Consider the following 21365-nt stretch of genomic DNA (forward strand, 5'->3'; position numbering starts at 1 on the left):
ATAATAACTGTTTGTAATACCTTTTTTAATAGTATAACATATATTATTATATTTTTCATTTTGAGTATGCATGTATAAAACTGCCAATGCAAAAAAAGAGATAGGTTAACCTATCTCGACCATATCTCCATCCACTGCATATATAATTTGCTCACATATATTAGTTATATGATCTCCAATTCTCTCTAAGTATCTCCCTATAAACAAAAGTTTAACTCCTTGGTCAATAGTTTCCGGCTTTCTATGCATAATACCAAGAGAATCTCTCTTAACAAGTGTGTATAAATAGTCTACTTCATCATCCCTATCTCCAATGCTATAAGCTAATTTAGTATCTAAAGTCTCTAGTGATTGTTTAGTTTGCTCCATCATTTCTACACATACTTTTGACATCTTAGGTATGTCTATAAGGTCTTTTATATACGCTTCACTACCTATTTCTATCATTTCTTTCGATATATTAGCAGCATAGTCACCTATTCTCTCCAATTCAACAGCTATGTTTCCAAATGCATATATAATCCTAAGATCTCTTGCCATAGGTTGTTTTAATACTGTTAGTTCGATACTCTTATCTCTTATCTGTTCTCTTAATCCATTTATAACTTCATCGTCTTTTATTACTTCCTTAGCACCTTCTAAATCCTTATTAACCATACAAGTTACAGATTTAGTTATGGCTTCTTCACACTTCTCCATCATATTTATAATGTACTCTTTTAAATTGTCTATACTTATATCCAAACTATTATTTTTCATTGTTATCTCTCCAATATATTTATATATAATTTAATATGATCTATATACCTAAATTCTATCCGAATCTACCAGTTATATAATCTTCAGTACGTTTATCAGAGGGATTTGTAAACATAGTTTTAGTATCTCTAAATTCTATAATCTCTCCATTTAAGAAAAATGCAGTTTCATCAGAAATACGAGCAGCTTGTTGCATATTATGTGTAACTATAACTATTGTATACTGACCTTTAAGACTACCTATAAGCTCTTCAACCTTCGCTGTAGAAATTGGGTCTAACGCAGAAGTTGGCTCATCCATTAATATAACCTTTGGTTTCATTGCCATAGTTCTAGCTATACATATTCGCTGTTGCTGCCCTCCTGAAAGCCCAAGAGCTGAAGATTTAAGACTGTCCTTAACATCATCCCATATTGCTGCACCTTTTAAACTTTCTTCTACTATTTTATCTAATACTTTTTTGTCTTTTATACCTTGTATACGAGGCCCATAAACTATATTATCGTAAATGCTCATTGGAAACAAATTTGCCCTTTGAAATACCATCCCTACTTTAGTTCTAAGATCTATAACATCTTGAGATTCATAAATATCTTTTCCGTCAACTAGAATTTTACCATCTATAGAGACACTTTCTATAAGATCATTCATCCTATTTAGAGTTCTTAAAAAAGTAGATTTTCCGCAGCCTGATGGCCCTATTAAAGCAGTTACTTTGTTTTCTTTTATATTTATATTTATATTTTTTAAAGCTTGCTTCTCTCCATAAAATAAGTTTAAATCTTTAACACTAATTTTTATATTGTTGTCCAAATACATAGTTACACCTCTCGTTTAATAATTAGCTCTATTGAACTTTTTAACTACAAATTTTGTTAAAATATTTAGAACAAATACTAGAACTATTAAAACTATACCAACGCCAGTTGCAGCTGATATATCACCACTCTCTTTTGTAAGTAGATATGAATGTACTGTTAAAGTTCTCGCACTGTCGAAAATTCCACCTGGCATATTTGCCACAGTACCTGCTGTTAAAAGCACTGCTGCAGACTCTCCTATAATTCTACCTACTGATAATATTATACCAGATAATATACCTGGTATTGCACTAGGAAGTATAACTTTGTACAATGTCTGAAATTTTGTAGCACCAAGTGCCAGCGACCCCTCTTTATACACTTGTGGCACAGTTTTCAAAGCTTCTTCAGTTGTACGTATTATTACTGGCAAAATAATTATAGATAATGTCAATGATCCAGCTAATATTGAATAACCAATCCCAAGTGTGACAACAAAGAATATACCTCCAAACAATCCGTATATTATTGATGGAATCCCAGCTAGGGCTTCAGTTGCAAATCTAACTATAGTAACTAATCTCCCTTGCTTTGCGTATTCTTGTAGATATATCGCACTAAGTATACCTAGTGGCGTCGCAATCAATATTGATAAAGCCACTGTATAAAGAGTTGTAATAATCATTGGTAAAATTCCACTTGCTCCCGTAGTAGAATAACCACTAGTCAAGAACTGTAAATTTAGTTTTGAGATACCTTTGATAAAAATAAATCCAACTATTGATACTAAACACGCTATTGTAAAAAATACAGATAAAAATATTAACGCTTTTAGTAAGTTTTCTTTAAACCTTCTCATTTATTTAACCACCTTGTTGGAAATTTTGTTTAATATAAGATTTAACGCTAGTATGAATACAAATAGCACTACACCAGCAGCGAATAACATATCTTGGTGAGTTCCATATGCATATCCCATTTCAAGTGCAATATTTGTTGTAAGAGGTCTTACACTATCAAGCAGAGATGTAGGCAGCAAAGTCGAATTACCTGCTACTAGAATTATTGCCATTGTTTCTCCAAGAGCTCTTCCAAGTCCTAAAACTATGGCAGATAAAATCCCTGATTTTGCTGCTGGGATAACTACCCTAAATACTGTTTCTATCTGTGATGCTCCTAAAGCCAGAGAACCTTCTTTATAAGCTTTAGGCACTGCTCTAATTGCTGTTTCTGATACTGATACTATAGTTGGCAAAACCATGATTGATAGAACAATTATAACTGCCAATAGTGTTTGTCCTTTTGGTGCATTAAATACATTTTGTATAGCAGGCACGATTACCACTAATCCAAATATACCGTAAAGAACAGATGGTATCCCTGCTAACAGCTCAACTGCTGGTGAAATTATCTTAGCAACTTTATTTGGTGCTAGTTCAGCGACATAAACTGCTGTTAGTACCCCAATTGGAACACCTATTACAAGAGCTCCTAAAGTACCTACTACAGAAGCAACTATCATTGGCGCAATTCCGAAAACACCTATCGAAGGCACCCACTCATTTCCTAATAGAAATTTTGTAAACGAGTAATGTTCAAATACGAATGGCTTTAATCCTTTATAAAACACAAAGCCTATAATTATAAATAAACACGCTACACCTAATAGTGCACTGATCATAAATACATGTTCAGCTATTTCATCAGTTAAATACTTCAACTTATTTTTGTTAGGTAATTTATTTGCGCTTTTTTTTTCAAATTTAACATCTCCTGATTTTGCTAACATTTAAATCCTCCCTTACAAACAATCTATTATATTTAAAAAGTTATAATACTCTGCTTGTTTATGTTTAATTTTCGTTCTTATTCTCTATAATTATTGTATATTTTTAAAGTTAAATTGGTGTTATAGAGAAGTTAAGCATCCGTAAAGTTCGTTAAGGTTTATAAGCTATTCTGGGTATAAAAACGAATTATTTTTATTTTATTTAAGTAAATCATTTGCTTTATTTAATTTGAATAATAAAAATTAATTTTTTAACTTCACAAAATAAGGCTATTATCTCACATGAAATAATAGCCCTAAAACCAATACCGTTATATATATAATGCCCTGTTTAAGCTTAAATTAACCTTTATGTCTAATTATTTTATACTGTTAAAAATATCTAATCTGTATAGAAAAAACATAAATTATTTAAAAAAGTTTAATACAATTATAATTTTTCTAGTTTACACTAACAAACCCATGTTTTTCAACTACTTTTTGGCCCTCATCACTAAGTATAAAGTCTATAAACTTATTTCCATTCTCTGAAATTTTCTCATCTTTATATATTAGTAAAAATGGTCTAGATATAGAATATTTATGGGATTTTACATTATCACTATTTGCAACGACTCCATCAATTGAAACACCCTTTACAGACTTGTCTACATATCCTAGAGATATATATCCTATTGCATTTTTATTATTTGCCACAGTCGTCTTAATATTTCCTGATCCATCGCTAATTAATGCACTTTTTACAAGTTGCTCTGGCCCATATCCTACAATTGATTCAAACCCTTCTCTAGTTCCAGAGCCATCTTCCCTAGACACTACTACTATAGGACTGTCATGTCCTCCTATCTCTTTCCAGTTAGTTATTTTCCCTGTAAATATATCTTTAACCTGTGCCTTAGTTAAATTACTCACATCATTCTCGCTATTAGTAATTACAGCTATTGCATCTAAAGCAATTTTAGTCTCAACTAAATTTGATTCTTTTTCATCACCTTTTAAGTCTCTTGATGTCATACCTATTTCAGAAGTTCCTTCGATTGTGTTTTTTATTCCAGATGATGATCCAACTTGTTGGACTTCTATATCTATATCATCGCTCAATGTTTTTTTATACTCTTCTACTAAAGGCTCCATTACAGCTCCAACTGAAGTTGAACCTGACACTGTCACTTTAGAACGACCTCCGCTATTAGCATCTTTATTACATCCCACAAATAATATCCCAGTCATTAATACCACGGTCAAAATCAGTACTTTTTTATATTTAAACATCGATGTTATTCCTCCCATAAAAAAAGTTATTATGCAAATAAAGCCATATTTACATAATAACTATTTTTTGTTAAGTCGATATTACATACTTGTTAAGAAAAAGTAAATATAGCGACCATTTATTTTATAATAGTTTAATATTATCCATCAGCTTTAATTAAAGTACTATAATATCTTATAAGATTTTATAGTAGCTTCTCTAAATCATCTACTAACTTTTTAAATACATTTATAGCCTCTTCTATGGATTCCTTTTTCTCCATATCTACACCAGCACCTCTAAGTTGGTTTAGTGGATAGTCTGATCCTCCGCTCTTTAAGAAATTTAAATATTTTTCTTTAGCCGATTCTTCTCCTGTTAGTATTTGTTTACTTAAAGCACTAGCTGCTGAAAATCCTGTGGCATATTTGTAGACATAGAAGTTAGAATAGAAGTGTGGTATTCTCGCCCATTCTAGCCCTATTAATTCATCTACTACTGCTGATTTTCCGTAGTATTTTTCGTTTAGTTCAAAATATATATTAGTAAATTCCTCTGCTGTAAGTGGTTCTTCAGCTTCTATTTTAGCATGTGTCACTTTTTCGAATTCCGCAAACATTGTTTGTCTATAAACAGTCGTTCTAAACTGCTCTAAATAATAATTTAGAAGGTATATTTTCTCCTCTTTTGAGTCTGACTTTTCAAGTAAATAATTTATTAAGAGTAGTTCATTTAATGTAGAGGCTACCTCTGCTACAAATATTCTATAACTAGAATAAATATAAGGCTGAGTTGATTTCGAATAATAACTATGAACAGAGTGACCCAGTTCGTGAATAAGTGTGAATAATGAATTTAAATCATCTTTATAACTCATAAGTATATAAGGATGGGAATCATAGCTACCCCAAGAGTAAGCTCCACCTTTTTTTCCTTCATTTTCGTAAACATCTATCCATCCTTCTGAAAAGGCCTTCTTAATAACATTTAAATAATCTTCTCCAAGTGGTGCCAGAGCTTTTAATATTATATCTTGTGCTTCTTCATATTGTATCTTTATATCGTATTTATCTGTTAGTGGAACATATAAATCATACATATGTATTTCATCAAGCTCCAAGAATTTTTTCTTTAATTCAATATATTTATTTAAAACAGGTAAGCTTTCGTCCATAGATGCTATTAGATTCTCATACACTTCTACATTAATATCATCTTCAAATAATGATGCTTCTATTGCTGAGTTATGATTTCTAACTTTAGCATAAAATATTTCTGATTTAATTGCACCATAAAGAGTTGATGCAAATGTATTTTTGTAAGTTCCATAAGTGTTAAATTCTGCTTCAAATGCATCTTTTCTAACCCTTTTGTCTTTACTTTTGATATACAAAGAGTAATTTGAATGAGATATCCTAACTTTTTCACCATTTTCATCTTCTATCTCAGGAAATTCCATGTCCGCATACGCTAACATATCGTATACATTCTCTGGTACTGATGTTAATTCTGATGTTGCAGCTAATAGTTCTTCTTCTCTTTCACTAAGGGTGTGAGGCTTATCTCTAAGTATTTCATCTATGAATTTTTTATAGAAAGAGGCTTTTTCATCTTCTAAAAATCCATTTAAAACCTTTTCATCCATTGCAATAATTTCAGGCACAATATATGAAGTTGCCATGCTTAACTCCGACGATAACATTTCAGTTCTAGATGCATCTCCTTGATATGAGTTGATTCTAGTATCTTCATGCTGCTTCATATGAGTATATACATATAAGTTTTGAACTAATCTATTTGCATTTTCATAAACGCTAAGTGCATTTAAAAAACTTTCTCTATTATCACTTAACTTTCCTTTGTATTTTTTTACTTCATTTATATATTCTTTTACAATTTTTATGTCTTTTTCTATATTTTCTTTGCTTGAATACATCTTATCAAGTTGCCATTTGAATTTATCATCTATTTTACTTCTATCTGTTCCCACTATTAACACTCCTTTTATATGTTATAAAACAGCTACAAGTATCGCTCCTTCAGAAGTAAATGTACCCATTATAGGGCCAATACTTGCTGTTAATATCTCTTTAAAATCATAATGTTCTTCTATGAATTTCTTAATTTTAGATGCCTTGTCTGGACAGTTAGAATGTGCAATTGCAATTGACTTGCCTTTAGCTTCTCCGACATTTTTCTTAACGTAATCAAAAAGTTTCTTTAGGCTGTTTACTTCCCCTCTCGCTTTGTCTATAGGCTTCACCAAGCCTTCATCAATCTTAATCAGTACTTTGTAATTTAATACACTGATTAATTTTCCCGCAATTGGATTAACCCTTCCACCTTTTACTGCATTTTCTAATGTATCTAAAACTCCGAAGAATACGATATCATTTTGCTGTCTTTCAATATCTTCAAGTATTTCATCCATGTTTTTACCTTCTTTTATAAGTTTTGCACATCTAGATATCATCAGTGCAACCCCAATAGAGCCACTTTTACTATCTACAACTTCAATTCTCTTTTCTGGATGTTCCTCCAGGTACAGTTGTTTAGCTAGAACAGCATTGCTATAAGTGCTAGATAGTTTAGAAGTCAAAGTTATTACTAATAGCTCCTCGTGCTTTTCATCTTTAAAAAGCTCTATAAACCTCTCTGGCGAAGGGCTAGATGTCTTTGGCAATTCTGCACTTGACCTCATTTTCTCATAGAAAGTGACATCATCAAGCTCTAATCCACCTACATACGTTTCATCCCCAAAAGAAACATTTATTCCTACTAAGTCCGGATTAGCTCTATCTAATATTTCTTTTGGAAAATCACAAGATCCATCCGTCACAATCTTAATATCTTTTTTCAAACTCTACACCTCAGTCTCATTAGTATTATATTTTATTGTAATTATATTATTTGATATACCTTATATTCTATACATTTTGGTAAGAATATTCCATCTTTATTTTTTGTAGATTCCTATTTCTACTCTGAACATTTTATAGATATAATACCTTCTAAATTTTTAATTTCATTAGCTACAATACCAAAAACTATTCTTCTATCGTGGAGTACAGTTAAAATAAGCTCCCAAGATTCACTATCACAATACTCAACATTAATATTTTTTACCATTACTCTCTCTTCTTCTAATTTGTTACAGATAAGCGAAAGTAATTTTATATCTTCGACTTTTATCCTTATAATATTTTTTTCGTTTTTAAACAATAACTCTGATCCAACTCTCAGCAAGAACAGTGTAATCACAATAGATAGCCATCCTAGTATTGATAGCATGTAATAGCCACATCCTATAGCTATACCTAGACAGGCAGTTGCCCACATACCAGCTGCAGTAGTAAGTCCTTTGACCCCTACTTTAGTCTTTAATATTGCTCCTGCTCCCAAAAAACCTATCCCTGTTAAAACTTGACCTGGTATTCTAGATGGATCGGCTGAATTATAATTAGAAACAAGTTCTAAAGATACCATTGCAGATATACATGCACCTAGTGCAATAAGTATATGAGTTCTAAAACCTGCATACTGATGTATTTTTTCTCTTTCCAAGCCAATTAGTCCACCCAACACTAAAGCTAAAACTAACCTAGTAGCTATTTCCCATGAATTCATAAACTATAACCCCCAATTTCCCAATTTAATTATATCCTATTATAATCACCGATATTATATAAATATAATCTTAAAAATTAAAATTATTAATATTATATTAAATAAACAAAGTATTGTGATTTGGGTATAAAAAAACCCACTTATATGTGGGTTAACTGCTCAAGCTCATGTATTTATTAATAAGTAAGTCGATTTTTTTGCTTGATTCTACTAATTCTTCACTAAATATCTCTGGATATTCTATATATGTATTTATTTCGTCTCTAACTGATTCGATCTCAGATCTTAATTCTTCTAATTTATTATTCTCCATAATGATCTCCAGTATTAAAAAGTTTGTATTTTTATATGTATATCTTATCAAAGAACATCATATTTTGTCAATATTCTATCAATAAATCTTAATTACAATATACTATATTAAGGCAATATTTTTGGATAAAATTATACTGAATTTAGACTTTTCATAAAAAGTATTTGAATATTAGTATCCTTATTTAATTTAATATCTATTATTACGGAATTTTATACATTTCTGTCGATTAAATTATAATAAAATACACCTGTAAATGATAATAAAATACATTGTTTTTATTTTAAAAATTGTTATAAAAAAATAAAATGAACATCGCTTAATTACAGCGTCTATATTGACTTTTTTAAGTTTACTTGCTATAATAAATTAAATGAAAATGAATCTCATTAGATGGTGTTAATGATGACTGTTCCGTTATTAAAAAGTCTCTCACATCGCCATAAATATATAACATTTATTGTTAAAATACTCACTAGGAGGTGTCGACTATGACTGTTAAAGATTTGAAAGTTGGGCAAAAAGGCACTATTAATAATATATACGGAGACGAAAAATTAGCAAAGAGGCTTCTTGCTTTAGGGTGTATAAATAATACTGAAGTGGAAGTAAAAAAGATTGCTCCATTAGGAGATCCAATCGTAATTAGATTTAGAGGATTTGATCTTGCTATTAGAAAAGCAGATGCCAAAAACATTTCCTTACAACAATAAGGGGGCTTTAAATTGATAAACGTGGCATTGTTAGGTAATCCAAATGTTGGTAAAACTACAGTTTTCAATTTGTTGACAGGATCTAATCAGTACGTAGGTAACTGGCCTGGGGTTACAATTGAAAGAAAAGAAGGTTTTATTGGAAACGACATAAAGGTAACAGATTTACCCGGAATATATGCGATGGATACTTTTTCAAATGAAGAAAAAGTTTCAAAAGAGTATTTAGAGGAAGGCGATGTAGACGTAATTGTAAATGTCGTTGACTCAACAAATTTATCTAGAAATTTATATCTTACAACACAACTTATGAAATATAACAAACCAATTGTTATATTTTTAAATATGTTAGATATTGCAAAATCTAAAGGAATAAAGATTGATGCCGATAAACTTAGTAAAGAATTAGGTGTTCAGGTTGTTCCTTTGATTCACAAAGACAAACAAGAAGTAATCAAAATATCTGAAGTGATAAAATCTATCTCAGGTAGTACAGTTGAATACAAGACAAACTTTGGCGATGAAACACAAACGTATAAAAAGATCGAAGAAATTTTGTCTTTGAGTGCTTTCGAGGAAAATAAACAAAAAACTTCTATTAGTGAAAAAATAGATAACATTGTTTTAAACCCAATACTTGCTTACCCAATATTTATTGCAATTTTATTTCTATTATTCAAATTTACTTTTGACTGGGTGGGTGGACCGTTACAAGAGTTATCAGAATCTCTTATAGGACAGTTTATAGAGGCACCTGTAGCAAGTTTATTGGCTTCAGCAAGCCCATGGTTTAAATCACTTATAGTTGATGGTTTAATAGGAGGACTTGGAGGTACACTTCCGTTTTTCCCTCTTATATTTACTTTATTCTTAGGTATCTCATTATTTGAAGACAGTGGATACATGTCTAGAACTGCTTTTTTAATGGATAATATCATGAAGAAGGTAGGTCTATCTGGTAAAGCCTTTATCCCTATGGTAATGGGAATGGGTTGTTCATCACCCGCAATAATGGCTACTAGAACACTTGAAAGTGAAAAAGATAGAAAAGTAACAGCTCTTATTGCACCCCTTATGACATGTGGTGCTAAGCTACCAATATATGCATTGTTTGTAACTATATTTTTCAAAGAAAATGCAGCAATAGTTACAACATCCTTATACTTACTTGGAATAGTGGTTGCGATATTGGTTGCACTGTTTTTAAACAAAACTTTATTCCAAGCAGATGTAGAACCGTTTATACTGGAGCTACCAGAATATAAAGTTCCGAAGTTAAACTCATTGTTTAAAAGTGCTTGGAATAAATCAAAAGGCTTCTTAATTAAAGTTGTTACAATAATGTTTGCTATGTCTGTTGTTATTTGGGCTTTATCATCTTTTAATTTCAATGGATTTACAGAAGATATAAATAACAGTTTCCTTGCATCACTTGGGAAAATAATTGCTCCACTATTTAAGCCATTAGGTTTTAAAGATTGGAAAATATCAGTTGCCTTACTAACTGGACTTAGTGCAAAAGAGATAGTTGTAAATACTTTAAATATACTATACAGTAACATTTACACAACTTTGCCAACAGTTTTTACAGGAGTTACTGCATACACATTCTTAGTATTTACAGCTTTGTATACTCCATGTATCGCTGCACTTGCTACTATGAAAAAAGAATACGGCAACAAAATGATGTTTGCATCATTTGCATACCAATTTATACTTGCATGGGTAGTTGCTTTCATGGTTAATACTATTGGAGGTGTAATATTTATGAATGGATCAATATTTGAACTACTTATAGGTGGTGTTATCGTAGCTGTAGCACTATTTATACTATATAAAAATTTAAAATCTGCTAAATCAGGAAAAGGCGGATGTAGCGGATGTTCAGGATGTCCTTCAGCTTCACAAGGATGTCAAAGTGAAAAAGTAAAAGAAAAAAATTAATAAAAAGTTTTAATCCTAAATTCAAAAAAAGAGTATCTTTATGTATTAAGTACATTAAAGATACTCTTTTTGTTTTGTTATTACTTACTCATTTCTACTGATTTTTCAACACTCGCAACAACAGCTTTTATAACAGCCGATCTAAACCCTTCATCTTCAAGAACTTTTACAGCTTCAATTGAAGTGCCTGCTGGAGAGCATACCATGTCTTTTAGATCTCCAGGATGTCTTCCTGTTTCCAGTACCATCTTAGCAGATCCTAAAACTGATTGTGCGGCAAACTTATAAGCCTGTGCTCTTGGCATACCTGCAACTACTGCGCCATCTGCCATAGCTTCTATAAACATAAATACATATGCTGGAGCCGATCCACCAACTCCTATAACTGCATCCATCAAATACTCATTTATTATCTCAGCTTGTCCAAATGACTCAAAAAGAGATTTTATCTCTTGAAGTTCTTCATCTGTAACATTTTTATTTTTGCTAAGTGCTGCCATTCCTTCTCCAACTAGAGCTGGAGTATTCGGCATAGTTCTAACTACTTTTTTATCTGATCCTATAGCATCTTCTAATGATGCGATAGTTTTTCCTGCTGCTATAGATACTATTATTTTATTTGTATCTATATATTCTTTAACTTGCCCCAAAACTAATTCAACTACATTTGGTTTAAGTGCAATTATTATCACATCAGAGTTTTTTACTACCTCTGCTGAATCAGTAGTAGTATTTACACCATAATCAGCTTTAACTTTATCAAGAGCAGCCTTATTAAGGTCTGATATAGTTACATCATTTGCTTTTACTAATCCTGCATTAAGTATACCACCCAATATAGCAGTTGCCATATTTCCTGAACCGATTATCCCTAGAGTTTTCATATTATATCTCTCCTTTTAAATGTTTATTGTAACAATTCGTTAAGTGTCCTATATTAAATAATATCCTAATAAATTAATAATTATTAACTATAGATTATTTAATATCCTATGTAGTAGAGCAATAAATTTAATAAGCTAACTCCAATTTTGAAGTTAGCTTATTATTATAAGCCATGCTTATATTATATATAAGTTTAGAATATTCTACAAATTAAATTTAATCTGTATATTCGACATGATTTTCTCTAGAAAGTTTGCTCTGTTCTTCCTATTATCTCGTCTTGTAGAGTTCTACTCAGATTGTTAAAATGATCACTGTATCCTGCAACTCTAACAATCAAATCTTTATAGTCTTGAGGATTTTCTTGAGCTTTTAACAGTACATTTTTATCAAATACGTTAAACTGAATGTGGTGTCCATCCATACTGAAGTATGATCTAACTAAGTTGGCCATATTGTCTAATCCATCGTCACCTTGAACTACTGATGGAGCGAATCTTTGATTAAGTAGTGTACCACCAGTTTTTAAGTGATCCATTTTAGCACAAGATTTTATTACTGCTGTAGGACCATTTGTATCTGCACCTTTTTCAGGTGATATACCTTCAGAAACTGGTTTAGCACAAAGTCTACCATTTGGACTAGCACCCATCACTTCACCAAAGTATACGTGACAAGTTGTAGGCAACATATCTACTCTGTATTGGCCACCTGCAACTGTAGGTCTTCCAGTCACTTCATTGTAGTAAGCCATAAAAGTATCTTGCATTAAAACATCAGCATAATCATCATCATTACCATATTTAGGCGTTTTGTTTTGAAGTATATTATGAATTGCTTCATATCCTTCAAAATTAGCATCCATAGCTTTAATAAGTGTATCCATATCAAATTTTTTATTTTCAAAAACATTGTACTTAATTGCAGCTAAAGAATCAGTTATTGTTCCTATACCAACACCTTGAATATATCTAGTGTTATATCTAGCTCCACCCCTTTGATAATCCTGAGCTTTTTCTATACAATCATCAACTATAGTAGACATAAGTGGACAAGGCATGTGCTTTCCATACATTCTCTCTATTACTGAATTTCCTTCTACTTTTATATCGATTAAATATTTCATTTGTTTTTTAAATGCATCAAATAACTCTTCATAAGTTTCGAAGTTTCTTGGATCACCTGTTTTGATTCCTATTTGTCTCTTAGCAATTGGATCATATCCATTGTTTAGAGTAAGTTCTAATACTTTTGGAATGTTAAAATATCCAGTTAAGACATAAGCTTCTTTACCGTAACAACCAGTCTCAACACATCCGCTTGTTCCACCAAGTCTAGCATCTTCTATTGTCTTTCCAGCTTCCATTAATTCTTGTATTATTGCTTCTGTGTTGTAGAATGCTGGTTGACCCCAACCTTTTCTAGATATTTCACAAGCCCTTTTTAAGAATTTTTGAGGAGTTTTTTTACTTATTTGAACATTTGAACTTGGTTGAAGTAACTTCATCTCATCCATGACGTCAAGTATAATATAACTTACATCATTTACTCCATCTTGACCATCAGGGTTTACCCCTCCAGTATTGATATTTGCAAAATCTGTGTAAGTACTACTCTCTTTTAGTGTAATACCTACTTTAGGTGGAGCTGGTTGGTTGTTGAATTTAACCCACAAACACTCTAATAGTTCTTGAGCTTTGTCTCTGTTTAAAATTCCATCTTCAAAATCTTTCTCATAGAACGGATTAAGATGTTGATCAAGTCTACCAGGTGTGAACGCATCCCAAATATTAAGTTCTGTAGTAACACCTATATGAGTAAACCAATACATTTGTAACGCTTGATGATAAGTTTCTGGTTTGTGCGCTGGTACAACATCACAAACTTCAGCTATAGTTAAGAAATCTTTTTTCTTGTTTTCATCAGTTTCGTTAGCAGCCAACTCTCTTGCTTTATCTGCATATCTCTTTCCAAGGATCATCATTGCATCACAAACAATACTCATACCTTCTAAATCGGCTTTTTTATCGTAAGCTTCGGGATCATTTAAAAAATCGATTCTTGTTAATCTATCTTCTATATCTTTCTTTAGATCTAAAAATCCTTTTTTGTATATAGTATCTCCACAAACAGTATGACCAGGCGCTCTTTGCTCCATAAACTCGGTAAATATACCTGTTTCGTAAGCAGCTATCCACTCTGGAGTCATAGACTTAATTATTTTATCTCTCATCTGTCTTTTATTCCAAAATGGCATTATCTCTGTTTTGTGTATATCCCTTGATTCTTCTGATACACTAAAATTTATAATATCTCTGTTGTGCATTACCTCTAAGTCTTCCATTGTATGACAGCATAGTTCAGGATAAGTTGGAGCTCCATTTGGAGAATCTCCTTTTTCACCTACAATTAATTCACCATCATTTATACATAAACTTCTATTTTCAATATAATGTTTAAATGATAATGCACGTAATACAGGTGTTTCTACACTACCTTCATACTTCTTGTAGGCCTCAGTCATTAATATAGCTCTCTCCATAGAAATATGTGGCTCTGCATTGATACTTTGTTCTCTTAATTTTTTAGTTCTTTCAAATGTACCTCTAGACATACCATTATCCTCCAATCTTAGTATCAAAATTATTTTGTTCAAATAAATCTTTTATTTCTTCCATTTTTTCATCACTTGGCTTTTCAAATTCTTCTCCTTCATAAGTTTTATACAATCTACTATACTTATGTTTGCCTATATTGTGGTATGGTAAAAGACTTACTGCTTTTATATTTAGAGGTTTTAAAAAATCTATCATTTTTTTCACCTCTAGATTATCATCATCTACATTGACCCCTACTATAAGAGGTATTCTTATGTTGATATTCGCTTTATTGTTACTTAAAAACTCTAGATTTTTAAGTATCAACTCATTTGACTTACCTGTGAACTTTATGTGTTTTTCATTATCAATTACCTTCATATCATATAAAAATAAATCAGCGTATTCTAAAATATTCTCATAGTTTTCTGTCTTAGCAAACCCACAAGTGTCTATAGCTAAGTGAAAACCTTTGCCTTTACATCGTCTAGCAACATCTATTATATAGTCCATATCTTGTGCCATTACCTCTCCTCCAGAGAGTGTAACTCCGCCACCAGATTCTTCATAGAACATTCTATCTTTGTACAGTTCATCTACTAATTCTTTAGCAGTATACACTGTACCTGCGATTTCTCTTGCATTATTTATACAGTAATCTAAACATGTTTCACATTGATCACATTTTTCAAAGTTTAGACAGACTTTTTCATCATCTTTATATATCGCGCCATGTGGACAAACTTTAATACAAGCTTCGCATCTAGAGCATTTCTCTTCATTATATAAAACCTCTCTTGTATACGCCTGACTTTCAGGATTATGACACCACACACATTTTAGTGGACATCCCTTAAAAAACACTGTACTTCTTATTCCAGGTCCATCGTGGATGCTACATTTTTGTAAATTTATTACGAATGTATCCATAATAACTACCCCCCAACAGTTGATTAGAAATTTTCACTGTTAAATAACTATATTAATTATTTTTTAACAAACTATGATACCTCTATATTACTACACTTGTTATAATTTTGTCTATACTTTTTTAAGTAATATTAAATTTATTCACATAATTTTCACATATGTAAATTTTATATCCATTTTTTAACCTTTAATTATATTTATATTAAATTTTCGTATAAATGAAACTTTACTTTTAGTTAATTTTTTATAAAATTTTATCAAAAAATAAGACTATTATTAAATATAATATATTCATCTTCATACATATGAATACTTATAACTAACAATAGTCTTAAAATAATATAATATTTAGGATAAATTTTTTTATGTCGTTAAATTAAAATTGCGCTTTTAATTTAACTTCTTTTCCACCCCTATTTACTACTAAATCTACACTTTTGCCCTTTGAATAACTATAAAGAACTTTATTTAAGTCAGTCATTCCTGTTATTTTCGTATCTCCCACTTTTACAATTACATCTGCTGCTTTTATACCAGCTTTTTCTGCAACCGAACCAGATACAACTTCTGCCACATAAACACCTTCTTTTGCTTCTAAATCAAGTCCTGTAGCTGCCTCATAGTTTGTTAAATCCATTCCTTTTATTCCTAATGTAACTTTTTCATATTTGCCATTTGCTATAACTTCCTTAACTATACTTTTCGCTGTATTTATAGGAATAGCAAATCCCATACCTTCACCTTGAGAAGCCTTTGCTGTATTTATTCCGATAACTTGACCTTTGCTGTTAAGTAGTGGCCCTCCACTATTACCAGAATTTATACTTGCATCTGTTTGTAGAAGTCCAGTCATTTTAGCTTGTTCAGTCTCAATACTTCTGTCTAGCCCACTTATGATACCTTGAGTAACACTTTTTTGAAAATCTAATCCAAGTGGGTTACCAATAGCGATTGATATATCTCCAACTTTTACTTTGTCACTGTCACCAAATTCAGCAGGAGTAAGTCCATCTTTTTCAACTTTGACGATAGCCAAATCCATTTGTGAATCATACCAAATTACTTTACCTGAAGTATCTGTACCATCATTGAAAAGCACGTTTACACTAGTGGCACCACCATCTGAAACAACATGTGAATTTGTAAGTATATATCCTTTTGCATCTACAATTATACCTGTACCAACTCCCTTTGTTTCCGTTGGAAAAAATCCTCCGCTTCTATCAACACTAGTTGTCGTGATACCAACTACTGATGGAGTCGCTTTTTCAGCAACTGCTTGATATACATTCTCTGATTTACCATCATCATTTACAACAATGTCTTGAGTTTTAGAAGAATCATCTGAACTCAGGAATGTATTTTTAAGAACAAGTGTTGTTGCTGCCGAACTGATAATAGAACAGATAACTGCGACTAAAACAGTTGTTTTAATTAATTTTTTTCGAAACATAATAATCTCTCCAATCTGTAATATATTTATACTTTTACACTTTTTGTGATTTATATAAGTAATTTTTTTATTTTTAAGTTATTTTATAATAAAAAATGAAATCATATAGTGTAAACTTATGTCTCACTTAGTATGATTTCATTATATTATCTAAATCTTAATTTAAACTTAACTTATATTCTATTTTCTAATTTTTCTTTGTATGATTCATATCCAGGTTTACCTGAAAGTGCAAACATATTATTTTTGTATTCTTCGACTCCTGGTTGGTCAAACGGATTTACACCAAGTAAGTATCCGCTGATAGCACATGCCTTTTCAAAAAAATACACTAAATACCCAAAATTATACTCGTCCATATTTGGTATATTTATTATAAGGTTTGGAACTCCTCCATCATTATGAGCTAGAATCGTCCCTTGATATGATTTAAATCTTACAAAATCTAAGTTCTTGCCTGCCAAGAAATTAAGTCCATCTAGGTCTTCTTCATCGTACGGTATATCTAATTTACGTTTTGCATTCTCGACATTGAGTACAGTTTCAAACATGATCCTTTTTCCATCTTGTATATACTGTCCTATAGAATGTAGATCAGTAGAATAGTTTACTGATGCAGGAAATAATCCTTTATGTTCCTTACCTTCACTTTCTCCGAAAAGCTGCTTCCACCATTCGCTGATATAGTAAAGTTGCGGCTCATAATTAACTAATAATTCTACATCTTTACCACTGTTGTTAAGTATATTTCTAACTACTGCATATTGATAGCAGTCATTAGATTTTAAATCTGGAGTTTCAAATTTTTCTCTAGCATCATTTGCACCCTCCATAATTTTATCAATATCAAATCCAGATGCGCAAATAGGTAAAAGACCTACAGCTGTTAGTACTGAATAGCGCCCTCCTACATTATCAGGAATGACAAAAGTTTCATAACCTTCATTTTTAGCCATCCTCATTAGCGAACCTTTTTCTTTATCTGTAGTAACATATATTCTTCGTTTAGCTTCTTCTTTACCATATTTCTTTTCTATATATTCTCTAAATATTCTAAATGCTAAAGCAGGTTCTGTAGTAGTTCCTGATTTTGAGATTACATTTATCGAAATGTCTTTTCCTTCAATCACATCAAAAAGATCATTTATGTATGTAGAACTAAGGTTATTTCCAACAAAATAAACTTTGGGTATTCTATTTTCATTATCCAATTCATTGCTGAAAGTATGACCCAGCATACTTATTGCTGCTCTAGCACCCAAATAGGATCCTCCCACACCAATTACTAATAATACCTCAGAATCTAATTGTATTTTTGTAGAGCATTTCTTTATATTTTCAAACTCTTCTCTATCATAATTTTTCGGAAGGTCTATCCAACCTAAAAATTCATTTCCTAAACCGGTTTTATTGTGAAGCATGTAATGCGCATCATTCACACTACCTTGCATAGAATCTATATCATCTTGTGAAAAAAATCCAATAGCTTTTTTATAATCAAAACTTATCATATCCATAAATAAACCTTTCCTAATTATACTCTATTGAAATTATATCACAGGATCGACTCATAAACTACATCTTTCCTATTCTCTGAGCAATTACTTGTTGGGCTATATTAACAGCGTGGTCAGACACTCTCTCTAAATTTCCAACTACGTCTAAGTAAATTACCCCGTTTTCAATACTACAAAGATTCTCATTTAATCTTCTCATATGATTTGCTTTACAAGATTTCTCTAGCATATTAACATGTTCTTCTATTCTTAATACTTCGTATGCCAATTCTACATCATCTTTCTTTATAGATTCTATAGCATTGTTGTAACCAGATATAACTTTGCTAAACATTTCCTCTAATTCTTTTCTTCCTTCTTCAGAGAATACTATTTTAGAGTCTACAGCCTCTTGTGATAGCTCAGCTATATTATTAGCGTGGTCACCGATTCGTTCAATATCATTAACTGTATTAAACAAAGTATCCACAGTCTCTCTATCGTCATCATCCAAAGATGCTTTTGAAAGATCTAGCAAATAGTTCAGTATTTGTTTTTGTAGACTATTAATAAGTCCTTCACGTCTAAGCGATCTATTTATATCATCTTGAGATAGTTCAAACAATCCACTCATAGCTGCATTTAAACTTTCTTTAGCTTTTTCACTCATACGTATAGTTTCTTTAACTGTATTTGCAAGAGCTATTGTAGGTGTTTCAATCATTCTTGTATCCAGATATTTAACGGTTCTTGCTTCATCCTCATCAATATCCCCCTCTTTGTCAGGCACTAGCTTCATTGCCAGCTTGATTATTAACCCATTAAACGGAATCAATACTATAACAGAGATAATGTTAAATAAAGTGTGAGTGTTTGCGATCTGTCTTGCAACATTTCCTGGATCCCAAGATGTGACAACACTTACAACTGGCCTGTTGAGGAATAATAAGAATATAGCAGTACCTAAAACATTAAAAATCAAATGCATCACTGCTGCTCTCTTTGCATTTTTATTTGTTCCGATGCTTGATAACAGAGATGTTACACATGTACCGATGTTTTGTCCATAAAGTATTGGTAGTGCTGCCTCAAGAGGTATAAGGCCTTCTGCTGCTAGTGCAACTAACATTCCCATAGATGCACTTGAACTTTGAACTATTGCTGTAATTGCAAAACCAAGCAATAAACCAAGTATTGGCTTATTGCCAAACGTAACTAATAAATCCGTAAATCCCTGATAATCTCTTAAAGGTTCAACAGCACCTTTCATAAACTCCATTCCTGTAAATAAAATACCAAATCCTATTAAAACCTCGGCAAGGTTTTTAACCTTTGCATTATGAGCGAATAAATATATTATGATACCTATCCCTAAGGCAATTGGAGCCATACCATCTAGGTTAAAAGATACTAATTGGGCCGTTACGGTTGTCCCTATATTAGCACCCATTATAACGCCGATCGCCTGCTTTAATGTCATAATCCCAGCGTTAACAAACCCTACAACCATTACAGTAGTAGCACTTGAACTTTGTATAATCGCAGTAACTCCTGTCCCAACTAAAATTCCCATAATCAGATTACTTGTGAGCAATTCGATTATCTTTTTTAATTTTGTTCCTGCAGATTTTTGAAGTCCATCTCCCATCAAATTCATCCCATAGAGAAATAGCCCCAATCCTCCCATCAAATTAATTGTAATTTCCAATGTATTTCCTCCCTTTAAGAGTTTTCAGAACCTTTTTACACCTCTTGTATTTTACCAAATTTCGAGTTTTGTAGTGTTAAATATATGTTAAAAATTATATTTATATTAAGTAAGTGTTAAATCTTGGATAAATATGTTGTGGGATTTGGTTTGAAAAATAAAATTCAATTAAAAGTATACTAGGTTTTGATATTAGATTATGTTTTATGAAAGGTCATGACTTAATTCTTTTTTTTATTATATCTTATATTATACAAAAAGGATATCTTAAGTGAATTATACACACTTTAAGATATCCCATTATATTTTCTAGATGTTATTATTGTTTAGTATAAATTACATCTATATTTTCTTTATTTAAATCTACAAATAAAACTTCTTCAATTATATATTTTTTTAATTTAGTTTCAAAGTCATCTATATTGTCAATTTGTCCGTAATCTTCTACTATAGACAAAGCTTGCACCTTTTTCCCTAACCTGTTGGATAAAGAGTCTTGAACTTCTAAAATAACTACTCTAACACTACATACAAAGTTATCTTTGTCCCCAATATTTATTTCATCATCGTATTTGTATATAGAATATCCTACTTCGTTCTTATATGGAGTTATATTTTCAATTCCTATAAAATCCATATCCTTAATTACCTTCTGTTATTAGACCTTTTATTATTTTCATGTTATTAAATACTTTTTCAATAAAATTTTCTGCTTCTTCATTGTCTAATAACTCTATTTCTAGAGATTCGTCATCCAAAATACCTTTTGATTCACAGTATTTTTTAGCCATTTCTATTAACTGATCTCTTTTATCCTTTGATAAATTATATTCTTTATAGTCTATAATTATATATTGTCTTGTATCTAGGTGTCCTCCATTATTGTATCCTATTTCAATATGGTATATAAGTGCATACACTTCGTCACCTACGCAAATAGGTACTGCCGGATTTGATTTGATAAAGTTTGTTGACACTGTAATTTCTTTGCCTAGACTAAGATTCATTATCTAATACCTCTTTCTTAAACGTTGTATCATCACAGATCGTTTTTCTTTTATAATTATAAAATTATATTTTAAATTAAGTTAGCCTTAC

Annotated in this window: 19 protein-coding genes; 2 read left to right on the plus strand and 17 right to left on the minus strand. The window is 31.2% G+C overall.

Annotated elements, in window-relative coordinates:
* Positions 1-105: 105 nt before the first annotated feature.
* From phoU to KQI18_RS04865, 9 genes are all read right to left on the minus strand, one after another.
* Positions 106-759: a phosphate signaling complex protein PhoU gene (gene phoU, locus KQI18_RS04825; RefSeq protein ID WP_216466544.1), complete on the minus strand. Its 654-nt coding sequence runs from the start codon at positions 757-759 to the stop codon at positions 106-108.
* 55 nt (positions 760-814) lie between these two features.
* Entirely contained in the window at positions 815-1579 is a 765-nt protein-coding gene (gene pstB / locus KQI18_RS04830) for a phosphate ABC transporter ATP-binding protein PstB (RefSeq protein ID WP_216466545.1), read from the minus strand.
* Between the two features lie 15 nt (positions 1580-1594).
* Entirely contained in the window at positions 1595-2419 is an 825-nt protein-coding gene (pstA, locus tag KQI18_RS04835; RefSeq protein ID WP_216466546.1) for a phosphate ABC transporter permease PstA, read from the minus strand.
* The gene (pstC, locus tag KQI18_RS04840; protein WP_216466547.1) at positions 2420-3349 is read right to left on the minus strand and encodes a phosphate ABC transporter permease subunit PstC; all 930 of its coding nucleotides are present in this window, start codon (positions 3347-3349) and stop codon (positions 2420-2422) included.
* Between the two features lie 441 nt (positions 3350-3790).
* Positions 3791-4621, minus strand: coding sequence for a phosphate ABC transporter substrate-binding protein (locus tag KQI18_RS04845; RefSeq protein ID WP_216466548.1), 831 nt, complete (start codon positions 4619-4621; stop codon positions 3791-3793).
* Between the two features lie 185 nt (positions 4622-4806).
* A complete protein-coding gene (gene pepF, locus KQI18_RS04850) occupies positions 4807-6591 on the minus strand; it encodes an oligoendopeptidase F (RefSeq protein ID WP_216466549.1) in 1785 nt (594 codons plus the stop codon).
* A 21-nt stretch (positions 6592-6612) separates the two neighbouring features.
* Complete coding sequence (locus KQI18_RS04855; protein ID WP_216466550.1) at positions 6613-7461, minus strand: DegV family protein; 849 nt, start codon at positions 7459-7461, stop codon at positions 6613-6615.
* Between the two features lie 119 nt (positions 7462-7580).
* Entirely contained in the window at positions 7581-8228 is a 648-nt protein-coding gene (locus tag KQI18_RS04860) for an MgtC/SapB family protein (protein ID WP_216466551.1), read from the minus strand.
* 151 nt (positions 8229-8379) lie between these two features.
* Complete coding sequence (locus KQI18_RS04865; RefSeq protein ID WP_216466552.1) at positions 8380-8541, minus strand: aspartyl-phosphate phosphatase Spo0E family protein; 162 nt, start codon at positions 8539-8541, stop codon at positions 8380-8382.
* Positions 8542-9032: 491 nt separating this feature from the next.
* On the opposite strand from KQI18_RS04865, the gene KQI18_RS04870 reads away from it, so the two are divergent.
* Together KQI18_RS04870 and feoB are read left to right on the plus strand one after the other, a co-directional pair.
* Positions 9033-9254 carry a FeoA family protein gene (locus KQI18_RS04870; protein WP_216466553.1) on the plus strand — a complete coding sequence of 74 codons (222 nt, stop codon included), beginning with the start codon at positions 9033-9035 and terminating at the stop codon, positions 9252-9254.
* A 12-nt stretch (positions 9255-9266) separates the two neighbouring features.
* Complete coding sequence (gene feoB / locus KQI18_RS04875; protein WP_216466554.1) at positions 9267-11198, plus strand: ferrous iron transport protein B; 1932 nt, start codon at positions 9267-9269, stop codon at positions 11196-11198.
* A gap of 80 nt (positions 11199-11278) precedes the next feature.
* Here the strand turns inward: feoB and proC are convergent, their stop codons facing one another.
* The 8 genes from proC to KQI18_RS04915 all read right to left on the minus strand — a co-directional run bounded on the left by proC (position 11279) and on the right by KQI18_RS04915 (position 21274).
* Positions 11279-12082 carry a pyrroline-5-carboxylate reductase gene (gene proC / locus KQI18_RS04880; protein WP_216466555.1) on the minus strand — a complete coding sequence of 268 codons (804 nt, stop codon included), beginning with the start codon at positions 12080-12082 and terminating at the stop codon, positions 11279-11281.
* A 245-nt stretch (positions 12083-12327) separates the two neighbouring features.
* Positions 12328-14697, minus strand: coding sequence for a trans-4-hydroxy-L-proline dehydratase (hypD, locus tag KQI18_RS04885; RefSeq protein ID WP_216466556.1), 2370 nt, complete (start codon positions 14695-14697; stop codon positions 12328-12330).
* 4 nt (positions 14698-14701) lie between these two features.
* Positions 14702-15610 carry a trans-4-hydroxy-L-proline dehydratase activase gene (locus KQI18_RS04890; protein WP_216466557.1) on the minus strand — a complete coding sequence of 303 codons (909 nt, stop codon included), beginning with the start codon at positions 15608-15610 and terminating at the stop codon, positions 14702-14704.
* 376 nt (positions 15611-15986) lie between these two features.
* Entirely contained in the window at positions 15987-17066 is a 1080-nt protein-coding gene (htrA, locus tag KQI18_RS04895; RefSeq protein WP_334299394.1) for a serine protease HtrA, read from the minus strand.
* 170 nt (positions 17067-17236) lie between these two features.
* Positions 17237-18580 (minus strand): glucose-6-phosphate isomerase, encoded by a 1344-nt coding sequence (locus tag KQI18_RS04900; RefSeq protein WP_216466559.1) that lies wholly within the window; start codon positions 18578-18580, stop codon positions 17237-17239.
* 58 nt (positions 18581-18638) lie between these two features.
* Positions 18639-20267, minus strand: a complete 1629-nt coding sequence (locus KQI18_RS04905) for a Na/Pi cotransporter family protein (RefSeq protein ID WP_216466560.1) — start codon at positions 20265-20267, stop codon at positions 18639-18641.
* Between the two features lie 319 nt (positions 20268-20586).
* Positions 20587-20904, minus strand: coding sequence for a hypothetical protein (locus tag KQI18_RS04910; RefSeq protein ID WP_216466561.1), 318 nt, complete (start codon positions 20902-20904; stop codon positions 20587-20589).
* 4 nt (positions 20905-20908) lie between these two features.
* Entirely contained in the window at positions 20909-21274 is a 366-nt protein-coding gene (locus KQI18_RS04915; protein ID WP_216466562.1) for a hypothetical protein, read from the minus strand.
* Positions 21275-21365 lie beyond the last annotated feature (91 nt).

The sequence above is a fragment of the Metaclostridioides mangenotii genome, assembly GCF_018917235.1.
Lineage (GTDB): Bacteria > Bacillota > Clostridia > Peptostreptococcales > Peptostreptococcaceae > Metaclostridioides.

Excerpts from the sequence above, each read along its gene's own strand:
- phoU (WP_216466544.1), bottom strand. The coding sequence starts at position 759 with ATGAAAAATAATAGTTTGGATATAAGTATAGACAATTTAAAAGAGTAC.
- pstB (WP_216466545.1), bottom strand. The coding sequence starts at position 1,579 with ATGTATTTGGACAACAATATAAAAATTAGTGTTAAAGATTTAAACTTA.
- pstA (WP_216466546.1), bottom strand. The coding sequence starts at position 2,419 with ATGAGAAGGTTTAAAGAAAACTTACTAAAAGCGTTAATATTTTTATCT.
- pstC (WP_216466547.1), bottom strand. The coding sequence starts at position 3,349 with ATGTTAGCAAAATCAGGAGATGTTAAATTTGAAAAAAAAAGCGCAAAT.
- KQI18_RS04845 (WP_216466548.1), bottom strand. The coding sequence starts at position 4,621 with ATGTTTAAATATAAAAAAGTACTGATTTTGACCGTGGTATTAATGACT.
- KQI18_RS04860 (WP_216466551.1), bottom strand. The coding sequence starts at position 8,228 with ATGAATTCATGGGAAATAGCTACTAGGTTAGTTTTAGCTTTAGTGTTG.
- KQI18_RS04865 (WP_216466552.1), bottom strand. The coding sequence starts at position 8,541 with ATGGAGAATAATAAATTAGAAGAATTAAGATCTGAGATCGAATCAGTT.
- KQI18_RS04870 (WP_216466553.1), top strand. The coding sequence starts at position 9,033 with ATGACTGTTAAAGATTTGAAAGTTGGGCAAAAAGGCACTATTAATAAT.
- proC (WP_216466555.1), bottom strand. The coding sequence starts at position 12,082 with ATGAAAACTCTAGGGATAATCGGTTCAGGAAATATGGCAACTGCTATA.
- hypD (WP_216466556.1), bottom strand. The coding sequence starts at position 14,697 with ATGTCTAGAGGTACATTTGAAAGAACTAAAAAATTAAGAGAACAAAGT.
- KQI18_RS04890 (WP_216466557.1), bottom strand. The coding sequence starts at position 15,610 with ATGGATACATTCGTAATAAATTTACAAAAATGTAGCATCCACGATGGA.
- KQI18_RS04900 (WP_216466559.1), bottom strand. The coding sequence starts at position 18,580 with ATGGATATGATAAGTTTTGATTATAAAAAAGCTATTGGATTTTTTTCA.
- KQI18_RS04910 (WP_216466561.1), bottom strand. The coding sequence starts at position 20,904 with ATGGATTTTATAGGAATTGAAAATATAACTCCATATAAGAACGAAGTA.
- KQI18_RS04915 (WP_216466562.1), bottom strand. The coding sequence starts at position 21,274 with ATGAATCTTAGTCTAGGCAAAGAAATTACAGTGTCAACAAACTTTATC.